The sequence below is a fragment of the Saltatorellus ferox genome, assembly GCA_007751475.1.
GTDB lineage: Bacteria > Planctomycetota > UBA1135 > UBA1135.
Genome location: CP036434.1, coordinates 882457 through 895050, shown reverse-complemented (window position 1 = coordinate 895050; position 12594 = coordinate 882457). Strand labels below are relative to the sequence as shown.

At 66.9% G+C, this 12594-nt stretch carries 8 protein-coding genes; 5 read left to right on the top strand and 3 right to left on the bottom strand.

What is annotated here, in order from left to right:
• The first annotated feature begins 120 nt into the window (after window positions 1-120).
• The 5 genes from Poly30_RS03345 (at window position 121) to Poly30_RS03325 (ending at window position 5126) form a co-directional block, all read left to right on the top strand.
• Window positions 121-831, top strand: coding sequence for a hypothetical protein (locus Poly30_RS03345; protein ID WP_145194606.1), 711 nt, complete (start codon window positions 121-123; stop codon window positions 829-831).
• Between the two features lie 159 nt (window positions 832-990).
• Complete coding sequence (mscL, locus tag Poly30_RS03340; protein ID WP_419190901.1) at window positions 991-1491, top strand: large conductance mechanosensitive channel protein MscL; 501 nt, start codon at window positions 991-993, stop codon at window positions 1489-1491.
• Between the two features lie 75 nt (window positions 1492-1566).
• A complete protein-coding gene (locus Poly30_RS03335) occupies window positions 1567-2949 on the top strand; it encodes an AAA family ATPase (RefSeq protein WP_145194605.1) in 1383 nt (460 codons plus the stop codon).
• Window positions 2946-3287: a hypothetical protein gene (locus Poly30_RS03330; RefSeq protein WP_145194604.1), complete on the top strand. Its 342-nt coding sequence runs from the start codon at window positions 2946-2948 to the stop codon at window positions 3285-3287. Before Poly30_RS03335 ends, Poly30_RS03330 begins: the two co-directional genes overlap by 4 nt.
• Window positions 3288-3326: 39 nt before the next feature.
• On the top strand, window positions 3327-5126 hold the full coding sequence (locus tag Poly30_RS03325) for a chloride channel protein (protein WP_419190900.1): 1800 nt from the start codon (window positions 3327-3329) through the stop codon (window positions 5124-5126).
• 137 nt (window positions 5127-5263) lie between these two features.
• Here the strand turns inward: Poly30_RS03325 and Poly30_RS03320 are convergent, their stop codons facing one another.
• From Poly30_RS03320 to Poly30_RS03310, 3 genes are read right to left on the bottom strand one after another with little or no spacing between them, the layout of a single operon-like run.
• The gene (locus Poly30_RS03320; protein ID WP_145194602.1) at window positions 5264-8845 is read right to left on the bottom strand and encodes an efflux RND transporter permease subunit; all 3582 of its coding nucleotides are present in this window, start codon (window positions 8843-8845) and stop codon (window positions 5264-5266) included.
• Entirely contained in the window at window positions 8846-10801 is a 1956-nt protein-coding gene (locus tag Poly30_RS03315; RefSeq protein WP_145194601.1) for an efflux RND transporter periplasmic adaptor subunit, read from the bottom strand. It abuts the gene before it with no gap.
• A complete protein-coding gene (locus Poly30_RS03310; RefSeq protein ID WP_145194600.1) occupies window positions 10798-12174 on the bottom strand; it encodes a TolC family protein in 1377 nt (458 codons plus the stop codon). The genes Poly30_RS03315 and Poly30_RS03310 overlap by 4 nt, the downstream gene beginning before the upstream one ends.
• Window positions 12175-12594: the final 420 nt, after the last annotated feature.

Below are 12594 nucleotides of genomic sequence, written 5' to 3'. Positions count from 1 at the left end.
GGGGCCCCCAGGGAGCGAAACGAGACCAATGCGTAGCTATCACTTCAAGAAGTTCGCTCGTCAGCGCGGACTGGACGCGGGGCGCCCGCGATGAGCCGTGGTCCACTCTTTCTCGGCGGTATGGGCCATTCCCTCGCCCGCCTCAGCCGCGCGCGCGCCACGAGCCGGTCGGAGGGGTTCGACGTCAAGGAGGTCCTCTATCCTGGCTTCGAGGGCCGCCCGCCCGCGGAGTCCCTCGACGCGTTCTTCGAGGCGGTGGAGCTCCAGGTCGACATCTATCGGCTTTCGCACAAGCATCCTCGGATCTACGCGACCGGCTTCGGAGCGCTGGTGCTCCTCGGCCTTCGGGCGCGTGCGAAGGTCAAGGATCTGCCCGCGGTCATCCAGGGGGCCGTCCCGTGGCAGTGGGCCCGCGAGGCGACCGGCGGCGACGGAGAGGCGGGGGAGCAGGCTCGCCTCAGCCTGACCGACCCTGCCGCCCAGGAGGCGTTCGTCCAGGCCCACCTCTACTCGCCGCTGGACGCGGCGGAGCGGAAAGCGTTCTTCAACGGCTTCGTGACCTGCACGGCGTTTCGGGATATCTATCGCTGGTTCGATAGCGGCTGGCTCGCGTCGCTGGAGGGCGAACTTGCGGCGAGGCCGCCCGCGATCGACGGCATCCGGGTCTGGCTCGGTGGTGAGGACGAGCTGATCGGCGAAGAGGAGCACCGCGCCGCCGAGCGAGCCCTGGGAGCCAGCTGGCCGATGGAGCGAGCGGAGACCTGGGGGCACTTCCCCTACATCGACGCGCCGGGGCCCTGGGTGGCGGCGATTCGCGCTTTGGGTGTCTGAACCGTCAGAGGCCGAACTGATTCCGGGCGGAGTCGTTTGGTTGGGATCAGGAGAGTTGCAACACTGCTGAAACGAACGGCAGTCCCCGCTGGCTCGATTCCATGGCCCGCCGATGGCGGCGGCCGTCTCCACCTTCTCCACCTGCAATCCACCCTCACCATGGGAATCTTCCAAGAGTTCAAAGAGTTCGCGATGCGCGGCAATGTCGTCGACCTGGCGGTCGGCCTCATCATCGGCGCCGAATTCGGCAAGATCGTCAACTCTGCCGTCAACGACCTCATCATGCCGCCGATCGGCAAGGCGCTGGGCGGGGTGAACTTCACCGATCTGAGGGTGTCGATCGGCGAGTCCGGGGCGGCGAAGGCGCTCGCCGCGGCCAAGGAAAAGGCTGCGGCAGCGACCGGTGACGCCGCTGAGTCCGCCGCGGCCGCGGTGGCCTCGGCCGAGAAGATGGTCGAGCAGTATGGCACCGAGCTGTTCATCAACTACGGCAGCTTCATCCAGAACGTCCTCAACTTCACGGTCATCGCCTTCGCGGTCTTCATGGTCGTCAAGGTCATGAACTCCATGAAGAAGAAGGAAGAAGCCGCGCCGTCCGCCCCGCCCAGGGAAGAGGTCCTTCTCACCGAGATCCGCGACCTCCTCGCCAAGAAGGCGTAGGACTCCGCAAGGATCCCGCCGCGAAGGCGCTCCGGACCTCGGTCCTGGGCGCCTTCGCGCGTATCATCTGATCCCATGGCCAGCCCGAACCACACCGAACCGCCGTTCATCGGCCGCAGCGACGAGCTGGCGGTCCTCGAGGAACTCGCGAACTCCGGCAAGCCGGAGATGTTCGTGCTCTACGGGCGGCGGCGGGTCGGGAAGACCGAGCTGCTCCAGCGCCTCTGCGGAGGCCAGCACCGCGCGGTCTACTTCCAGGCGGCCCAGGTCCGCGAGAAAGACAGCCTGCGCAGCTTCAAGGAAGCGCTGCGCGACGGACTTGGCGGCGACCCGCTGCTCGACGGGATCGAGTTCCCGGACTGGCCGACGGCGCTGGGCTTCGCCGCCGAGCGCGCGGGCGACCAGCGCTTGATCCTCGTGATCGACGAGTTCCCCTATCTCTGCGATTCGAGCAAGGGCCTGCCGAGCCAGATCCAGCAGTTCTGGGACATGAAGGGCAAGAAGTCGTCGATCATGCTCGTGCTCTGCGGGAGCCAGGTGTCTTTCATGGAGAAGGAGGTGCTCGCGGAGCGCTCTCCGCTCTTTGGCCGGCGCACGGGCCAGCGCCGCCTCGAGCCGCTGCGACCGACAGAAGCGATCGACTTCTTCCCGAACTGGAGCGTCCGCCAGGCGATCATGGCGTACGCAATCGTCGGCGGGATGCCCGCCTACCTGCGGCGTTTTACCGAGAACCGGACCATCACGGAGAACGTCGCCGCCGAGATCCTGCGCCCCGAGGGCTATCTGTTCGACGAGGTCCAGTTCCTCCTGCGCTCGGAGCTGACGACGCCGCACACCTACAACTCGATCCTCGCCGCCGTGGCGCGTGGCGTGCACCGAATCGGCGATATCGCCCTGCACGTGGGCGTCGACACCCCGACGGCGGGCAAGTACCTGCACGTGCTCCGCGAGCTGCGGCTCGTCGAGCGCGAGGTGCCGATCACCGACCCCGACCCGCTGCGTTCGAGGAAGGGGCGGTACCGCATCAACGATCGCTTCCTCGCGTTCCACTTCCGGCATCTGCAGCCGCACCTTTCCCTGGTGCACGCTGGCCGAGGCAAGCGCGTGCTGTCGGAGTTCGTCGAGCCGGACTTTGCGAGGCTCTTCGACGACGCGCGCCTCGACTTCATCCTCGACCACATGCAGCGGGACGCGGCGGAACTGGTCGGCGAGGAGATGGCCGAGGTTGGGCGCCACGAGGGTAAGTTCGTGCGCGCCGTCGGCCGGACCGTCATGGACCAGACGGTGGCGGCGATCGTCGTGCCCGAGGGCTCCAGGAGCACGGCCGCGCTCCAGGCCGAGCTCACGCACCTGCGCCAGGTCTTCGGCGATGAGCCGATCAAGCTCGTCTACGGGATCACCGACAGGCGCGAACGCCCCCTCGACGTGGAGCGCGTTCCCGAAGGAGAGCTGGTGTGACGGACAAGATCGAAGACGAGTTTCAGAACTACTTCGAGGCCGTCGGGGACGGTCCGGATCGCTGCTATCTCTGCCGGCGTACGCCCGCAGAGGTAAAGCACTTCTTCGGCTTCGACGAGGACGGCGAGCCGCTCGACGCGGCGGAACACGGCATCGAAGACATCGTCCTCGAGAAGATGGACATCATGAGCTACCGCGGCGTGCGCCCCATCTGCGCGGTCTGCCAGCTGAACATCGATGCGATCGCCTTGCTCGACGAGATGCCAATCCTACGTGAGCTGAGTCGTCAGATGCGCGAGGAGCGGGAGCGTCTCTGGCCGCCGCTCGAGAGCGAGTAGCCCTCGATGCCCACCAGGAAGAGAGAACCTTCGACGCCGATGCAAAAGCGGCTGGCGCGCTGGGGCGAGCAATTCGAGCTGAGCGGCTTTGCGAAATGGATCGCGCTGTCGGCCGCGCTCGGCGCGATCGGTGGCCTGGTGGCCGTCGTCTTTCACCTCCTCGTCGACCTCGCCACGGCCGAGCTGTTCGGTCGCGTCGCGGGGACGGTCGAAGGCGGAATCATGCCGGGGTCGAATCCCGCGCTCGTGCTGGTGGTGCCCGCGCTCGGCGGCCTCGGGGTCGGCCTGATCAAGAAATGGACGCGCTCCGAGAGCGACGGTGAGGGGGCGGAATCGGTGGTACGTTCCTTCCACCGCATGAAGGGCCGGGTCCGCAAGCGCGTGGCGAGCGTGACGACCATCACGTCGGCGCTGACGATCGGTTCGGGCGGTTCGGTGGGACAGGAAGGCCCGGTCGGGCAGATCGGGGCGAGCATCGGGAGCTCCCTGAGCACGGCGCTCGGCTTCTCCGACCGGGACAGGCGGCTCTTCCTGATGGCCGGCGCAAGCGCGGGAATCGGCGCGCTGTTCGGTTCGCCGCTCGGCGGGGCGCTCTACCTCCCCGAGGTGATGTACCGGCGCGAGGAGTTCGAGGGCGACGCGATCATCCCGTGCGTCGTTTCTTCGTCGGTGGCCTACGCCGTCTTCACGTCGATCCTGGGAGCGAAGCGGGCGATCGAGATCCCACCGGAGATCCTCCATTCCCTTCAGTTCGGGGGCCTCGCAGAGATCGGCGTCTACTTCGTTCTGGGCCTGCTCTGCGCTGTCCTGGGCGGGGCTTTCGTCGCCTCGGTGCGCGGCACGACGGCGTTCTTCGAGCGATCCAAGAGACTCCCCAGGGTGCTCCGTCCGATGGTCGGGGGCGCGATCATCGGAGTGATGGCGCTCTTGATCGGCCAGGTCACGCCGGGTCTTGGGATCTCGTTCGGCGGGTACGGCATCGCGGGCGCCGCGCTCCAGGGAACGGTGGCGGTACCGGTTCTCGCGCTCCTCCTCCTCTTCAAGATCGCAGCGACCGCCGTGACGGTCGGCTCGGGCGGCGCCGGCGGCGTCTTCGCGCCCGCTCTCACGATCGGCGCCATGCTGGGCGGCTTCGTGGGATTGGCGGGCGACCGTCTGTTCCCGGGCCTGAACCTGGACCCGGCGGCGTTCGCCCTCGTGGGAATGGGCGGTTTCTTCGCAGGTGTGGGAAAGACCCCGATCGCGGCCGTGGTGATGGTCTCGGAAATGACGGGCAACTACGCCCTCCTCGCGCCTCTGATGATCGTGTCCGTGGTCCACATGGCTTTCTCGACGGGCTGGTCGATCTACCCCTCCCAGGTGAATCGCCCCCTCGACTCCCCGGCTCACACGGGCGACTACATCGTGGATGTCCTCCAGAGCCTGAAGGTCTCGGACATCCTGGACCAGGCCTCGACCCCGACCCTGATCCCCGAGCACACCACCCTCCGCCGCACGATGCAAATCGTCTCGAACGCGCGCGACACGCACTTCCCGGTGGTGAACCAGAAGAACGAACTCGTAGGCATCTTCTCCCTGAGCGACCTGCGCCGCATCTTTCTGGAGCACGAGGCCCTGGACGTGGTGATCGCAGGCGACTTCATGCGAGACCAGGTCGCCACCATCACCCCCAACGACTCCCTGCACGACGTCCAGCGCCTCTTCACGAGAAGGGCCGTCTCCGCTCTCCCAGTAGTCTCCCCAGAAAACCCCCGCCAGGTCCTCGCCCTCCTCCGCAGAAACGAAGTGGGCCGAGCCTACTCCGACCGCCTCCAATCCCTCAAGGACACCCCCCCCTGACGCGACACAAACGGACCAGGTCCGTCCATTCCGGAACGTCTGCACCTGGTCCGTTCATTCCGGAATGAACGGACCAGGTGCAAACGTTCCGGAATGGACGGACCTGGTCCGTTTGTATCGGAATGGACGGACCTGGTTCAAACGTTCCGGTAGCGGCGCTCCTCTCTCCAGCAGTAGAGCGTTGGGACGACGAAGATCGTGATCAGGGCGATTAGCATGCCGCCCACCGAGGGGATGGCCATCGGCACCATCACGTCCGAGCCCCGGCCGGTCGAAGTCAGGACCGGGAGTAGGGCCAGGGTCGTGGTGGCGGTGGTCATCAAGCAGGGGCGGATGCGGCGCTTGCCGGCCTCCACCACGGCTTCGATCACCTCCGAGCGCGTTCTGCAGTCCGAGGCCTCCAGGCGCTGGCCGATGTAGGTCGCCATCAGGACGCCGTCGTCCGTCGCGATCCCGAACAGAGCCAGGAAGCCCACCCAGACCGCCACGCTCAGGTTCTGCACATCGATCTGGAAGAGCTCGCGCAGGTCCACCCCCAGCACACTCACGTCCAGGAACCAGCTCTGGCCGTAAAGCCACAGCATCAGAAAGCCGCCCGACCACGCCACGAACACCGCGCTGAACACGAAGCCGGTCACCGACACCGAGCGGAACTGCAGGTAGAGGATCATGAAGATCACGAACAGCGCCAGCGGCAGCACCACCCGTAGCTTCGCCGACGCTCTCTGCTGGTTCTCGTAGGTACCCGCGAAGCGATACGACACACCCGCAGGCAGCGAGTACTGCCCCGAGGCGATCGCCTCCTTCAAGTACGCCTGCGCGTCCTCCACCGCGTCGACCTCCGCCACACCTCGCTCGCGATCGAACAGCACATACGCGACGAGGAACGTCTCCTCGCTCTTGATGTTCTGCGGCCCCGGCGTGTACCGGATCTCCGCAATCTGGCCCAGCGGGACCTGCGCGCCGCCCTTCGTCGGCACCAGGATCCCCTCCAGCGCCTCCAGGTCATCCCGCCGCTCCCGCTGGTACCGCACCCGAACCGGATACCGCTCCCGTCCCTCGACCACCTGCGTCAGCTCCTTTCCACCGATCGCCACCTCGATCACGTCCTGCACGTCGCGCACGAGCAGCCCATACCGCGCGATCGCCTGCCGATCGATATCGATCTCGACATAGGGCTTCCCGATCAATCGATCCGCAAACACCGTCGCCGGCCGCACAGAAGGCACTTCTTTCAAGAGCTCCTCGAACTCGAGCGCCACCTCCTCGATCGTCTCCAGATCCGGCCCGTAGACCTTCACCCCCATCGGCGCGCGCATCCCCGTCTGCAGCATGATCCGCCGCGTCTCGATCGGCTGCAGCTTCGACGCCGTCGTCATCCCCGGCACCGTCGCCGCTACCTCGATCGCCTTCCAGATATCGTCCTCGCTCTGGATCTCATCGCGCCATTGACGCACGAGCTCACCTTCCTCGCCCCGCCGGTACTCATCCTTGTAGGTGATCACGGTCTCGACCATCGAGATCGGCGCCGGATCCAGCGCGCTGTCCACGCGCCCGATCTTCCCGACCACGTCCTCGACCTCGGGAATCGCCCGAATCAACCGATCCTGCTGCTGCAAAAGGTCGAACGCCTCCCCGATCGAAGCGTGCGCCATGGTCACCGGCATCAAGAGGAACGACCCCTCGTCGAGCGAGGGCATGAACTCCTTCCCGAGCCCTGGAAACGCACGCGCCATCGACCGCGCGGGCGCCGTGCCCATGACAGATCCAGGCAGCACGGACCCCGCCACGCGCTCGAACCCGAGCCACGCGAAGCTCCCGAGCAGCACGATCGCCGCGGGCAAGCTCAAGAAGACCAGCTTGTTCCCGAGGCACCACCTGAGCACCGGCTCGTACACCCAGACCACCACCTGGAACAGCAGCAGCACGGCCGCCAGCGACCCCAGCGCGAAAACCAGGTTCCCCACCGCGCGTTCCGGCCCGAGCGGCTGCCACAGCCGCGCCAGCAGCACCCCGACCATGACCGCCACCACGAGGCTCGACCAGCGCGACACGCTCTCCGGCAAGCGCGGCCACCGCCGCTTCGGACCGGAAGCCACCTCATCCCGTCCGCGCCCGAGCAGCAGATGCGCCACCGCCGGAATCACCACGAGCCCGACGACGATCGACGCGATCAACGCAAACGACTTCGTGTAGGCGAGCGGCTTGAACAGCTTCCCCTCGGCCCCTTCCATCGTGAACACCGGCAGAAAGCTGATCACGGTCGTCAGCACCGCCGTCAGCACCGCGCCGCTCACCTCCGACGCACCGCGAAACACGCTCGCCAGCCGCTCGCTCCGCGTCTCCCCTTCCTTCACCTCCTTCAGGATGTTCTCGGTCAGCACGATCCCAACATCCACCATGGTCCCGATCGCAATCGCGATCCCCGACAGCGCCACGATGTTCGCATCGACCCCAAACACCTTCATCAGGCCAAAGCAAAGCAGCACCGCCAGCGGCAACAACCCCGAAATCAAAGCCGCGCTTCCGAGATGACCGACCATCACGAGCACCACGATCACGGTCACGAGGATCTCGAGCAGCAGCGCCTCGTTCAACGTTTCGAGCGTCTCGTAGATCAGCCCCGACCGGTCGTAGAACGGCACCACTGTCACCCGCGAAACCGTCCCGTCGTCCAGCGTCCGACTCGGAAGCCCCGCGGCGATCTCCTCGATCTTCGCCTTCACGCCCTGGATCACCGCCAGCGGGTTCGCCCCGTAGCGCACCACCACGACGCCGCCCACGGCCTCGGCCCCGCCCTTGTCGAGTGCGCCTCGCCGCAGCGCCGGCCCGCGCTGCACGGTCGCCACCTGCCGCACGGTGATCGGCACGTTCTCCGCGCCTCCGACGACGATGTCCTCGATGTCCTCCAGGCTCTCGATGAAGCCCAGACCCCGCACCACGTACTCGGCGCGGTTCACCTCGATGGTCCGCGCGCCGACATCGACGTTCGACGCTTTCACCGCGCGGAACACATCCGCCAGCGCCACGCCGTTCGCACGAAGCGCATCCGGGTCCACGTCGATCTGGTACTCCTGGACGTACCCGCCGATGGACGCCACTTCCGACACGCCCTCGACGCTCGACAGCGCGTACCGAACCTGCCAGTCCTGGATGCTCCGGAGCTCCTGAAGGTCCCAGCCGCCGACAGCCTTGCCATCTCTCCCGAGCCCCTCCAACGTGTACCAGAACACCTGACCGAGCGGCGTCGCGTCCGGGCCGAGCTGCGGCTGCACGCCCTCCGGCAACGTCCCCGAAGGCAGGCTTCCGAGCTTCTCCAGCAGCCGGCTGCGCGACCAGTAGAACTCGATGTCGTCATCGAAGATGACGAAGATCGACGAGAAGCCCATCATCGAAGAGCTGCGGATGCTCTTCACGCCGGGCACGCCGAGCAGCGCGACGGTCAGCGGATAGGACACCTGATCCTCCACGTCCTGCGGCGAACGCCCCGGCCAGCCCGTGAAGATGATCTGCTGGTTCTCGCCCGTATCCGGGATCGCATCCACCGGCACGGGGTCGCGCACGACGCCGCGGACCTCCCAGTCGAATGGAGCGACGAGCACGCCCCAGCCGACGACGAACGCGACGAGTAGCGCGACGACGAGCTTGTTCTCCAGGAAGAACGCCATCCCCGTGGCGAGCGCTCCCTTCGGCTCCAGCGGTTTCAGCCTGGCCACCATCTAGCGCACCGACCCGTGGTCATGGCCGGAGGCTGTCATGGTCTCGCGCACCACGCCGCACCGCAGCATCGACGCCCCGAAGTACGGATTGTCGATCACGTCGCCGACCTGCAGCCACGCGGCACCCTTGTCGTCGAACGCCATCGGACAGTACGCTTCGCTGAGGTCGGCCTCGCGCGCGTGCCCGAACTCCCGCGCCACCGTCAGCATCGCCTTCGACAGGTCCTCGAAAGGCACGCGGAGCGCGTCGATACCGTCGGTCGCGGCCATCTTCCGATACGCGTCGTCGATCGCGCGCTGCTCTTCGACCCAGAGCGTCCGCGGCCCTGCGCGCAGCCCCGCCGCCGACACAGCGGCGAGCGCCTCCGGCACCAGCGACAGCGCGGTCCGCGCGGCCGCCTCGTCGTCATCGGCCAGCGCGGCCTGAACATCCAGGTACGCGCCGTACAGCCCATCGAGCGACTCCCGAAAGAGATCCACCTCCGGCCCCTTCAGCTCGCGCCGATCCCCGGGCTCTGACATCATGCTTGGCTTCGCGCGGATCTGCATCGCGCTGTCGAGGCGAAACGCGCCTTGCATCACGACGCGCTCGTTCTCCTCGAGTCCTTCCAGCACCAGATATTCGTCACCCGCACGCGGCCCGAGGACCACCTCGCGCCCCTCGTACGTGGGATCTTCGCGCCCGGGTACCTCGACATACACGACGGCCCGCCGCCCGGTCACAAGCGCCGCGCTCGTCGGGATCACGAGCGGCTTCTCCGTCCCGGACTCGACGCCTTCGACGAGCCCCAGCTCCTCCGCAGGAACGAGGTCCATCCCGCAAACATCGCACACCCCCGGGCCATCTTTGACGATCTCCGGATGCATCGGGCTGACCCATTTGCCCGCGAGGTAAGGATCGAGCACCCGCCCCTTGGCGCCGATGCGCGAGTTCGCCACCGCGCGAATGAACATCCCCGGCTTCAAACGCCCGCCCGAGTTGTCGATATTCACGCGCACCTTGGCGGTCCGCGTCGTCTCGTCGATGAACGGATCGATGAAGGAGATACGCCCTTCCAGGGTTTCGCCCGGCAGCGCCTCGACCTCGACGAGCACCGGCTGGCCATACCGCAGCCACGCAAGATCCTGTTCGTACGCATCGAGCCGGAGCCAGAGCTGCCCGAGGTCTGCGATCTGATAGATCTCGGTCCCGGTCGAAACGTACGCGCCCTCTTCGACGAGCTTCTTGGTGACCACGCCAGTGGTCGGCGACGTCAGCGTGATCTCGTCGCTGGCCTTGCCGCTCGCCTCGATCACGTCGATCTGGGCCTTGGTAAGCCCCCACAGCCCCAGCTTCTCGCGCGCGCTCCGATAGGAGGCGCGGGTGCTCTCGGCGAGGAATTCGCTGGACTCCGTCTCGGCCGAATCGACGCGTGCCTTGGCGCCGATGAGCTCTTCCTGGGCGCTCAGGAGTGCCGGGCTATACAGCGAAACGAGGTGGTCTCCTTCGTTCACCCGCACGCCCGTGTAGTCGACGAAGAGCCGCTCCACGCGCCCTGCCACCCACGCGGAGATCGTACGCACCGCGGTCTCGTCGAAGTCGACCTTGCCGGACATGCGAACGGGTCGCGTGACGTTCTTGCGCCGGACGGCGACCGTACGAATTCCCGCCAACGCCTTCGCGGACTCGGTCATCTGCAGCACGCGCGGATCGTCGTCCCCGCCGGCCACCATCGGCACGAGATCCATCTCACAGATCGGGCAGGGACCTAACTCCGGGAGCTGGATCTGCGGATGCATGGGACAGGTCCAGAGCGCGGGCGCGGATTCGACCTTGCCCGCTTCAGCGTGCGCATGTCCCGCGTGCTCGTCCATGCCCGCTGCGCGTGTGTCCCCGCTTCCCTGCGAGCAACGGCCCGCCGCGAACAGCGCAGCCGCGCCAGCCGCCAGCGCCAGTCCTTGAATCAACTTGCTCATGAGTCCTGTCCTCCGGTGATCTCCAGGAGGCGTGCTCGCCCCTGGAGGTAGTCGTGGATCGCGCGCCGGTAAATGAGTTCGAACTCGAGGAGCGCGCGCTCCGAGTCGAGGAGATCGAGAACGGTGGCGCTGCCCGCGCGATAGGCGGTCGTGGTCAGCTGCACGGCTTCACGCGCGCGCGGCAATAGCGAGTCGCGGTAGAGTCGCGTGCGTCGCGAGGCGTCGTGGAACTGGAAGACGACCTCCTCGAATTCGGCGCGGATCGAGGAGCGCGCCGCCTCGAGTTCCGCCTGCACGGCCCGAATACCATGATCGGCGCGGCGGCGCTCGGCCGCGTAGCGCCCTTGCCAGACGGGAAGCCCGACGGTCGCGGTCAAGAGCAGCGGGTCGTCGCCGCTCCCCCGGGTGGAACCGTTGACCGCATCCCCGGTCTGGATGTAGTTGAACCCGATGCTGAGATCGGGCCGCCCGGCGAACTCCGCGAGGTCCTGAACGCTGCGCGCGACGCGGAGCTTTTCGTGCAGCGTGCGAATGCGCGGGTTCTCTTCGAGCGCGCGCGCGAGGAGCGCGTTGCGATCGAGCGCATCCCCTTCATCGAACGCCTGCTGCTGCGGCAGTGGAAGGAGCCTCGAGTCCGCTGGCGCGAGGTTCATGGCGTCGCCGAGGCGAGCGGAGAGGACGCGCCGCCGCTCCTGCACGCGCTGGAAATCATCCTCGAGCCGACCGATCTCGACCTGAATCCGCAGCAGATCCTCTTGCCCCGCCCCTGCTCGAACGCGTGCCTGAACCACGGGCTCGAGTCCGCGAACGAGCTCCAGAACGCTGCGAGTGATCTCGATCTCCTTCCCGAGGAACGCGTAGTCGTGAAACGCGGTGGCCACGCGCGTGGCGACCTTCCAGCGCTCGGCATCCATTTCCGCGCGAAAAACATCCGCCTTCCGCGCCGCGACGCGCGCGCGAGCGTCGAGCGTTCCCGGCCACGGAAACGCCTGGCTGATCCCAAGTGTCCGCCGCTGGGGCCCGGTCCGGGTCTGAACCTCCTGGAGGAACTCGCCGTAGCTCAGCTTGGGGTCGGGCAATCCGGACTGAACCCCGACATCCTCGGCCGCGGCGCGCCAGCGCTCGAACGTAGCTTCGAGTCCGCGATGGTGAACGACGGCATACGCGATGTAGGCGTCGAGATCTGCGTCGGCGTAGAGCGACTCGACGCCCGGTTCCGTTTTGACGCTCGCCCATTCCTCGCGAACCTGTGCCGCGAGAAATTCAGAAGCCGATTCGGCCACGGGCCGGGAGTCGTAGGAGGCGGCGCAGCCACACAGGAGCGCAGCCACCGAGAAAGAGCCCGAGCGCAAGCGCTCGTTCCAGAGAGACATGGGAGTCCAGGGTCAACGGACAAGAGAAAACGAACCAACGCGCCACCCGCGCCAGGCGCGAGGGCAACGAACGATCCCGTCGTCTCTAGATCCGGTAGACCCGTGTGAAGTCGATCAGTACGCGCGGAGGCGGATCAGGCGCGCGCGCCCTCACCCTCACGTGAGCCAACCCTTCGACGACACGCAAGTCCGCGTCGTGGAGCACCTGAAAGCCAGGCGCAGCGAGAACCCAGGCCCCGGCCACGATCTCCCGCTCCAGTTCGGGGACTCCGCTGACCAGAAGGGCGACGCAGGGCCCGGTCAATGGCACCTCACCACAAAGGCAAGCCCCGCCGTCACCGTGAGAACCCTCGTCCCCACTTCCTCCGCAGCAACCGCCACATCCCGCGTCGGCCACGGCGCAGCAAGAACACCCCGCCC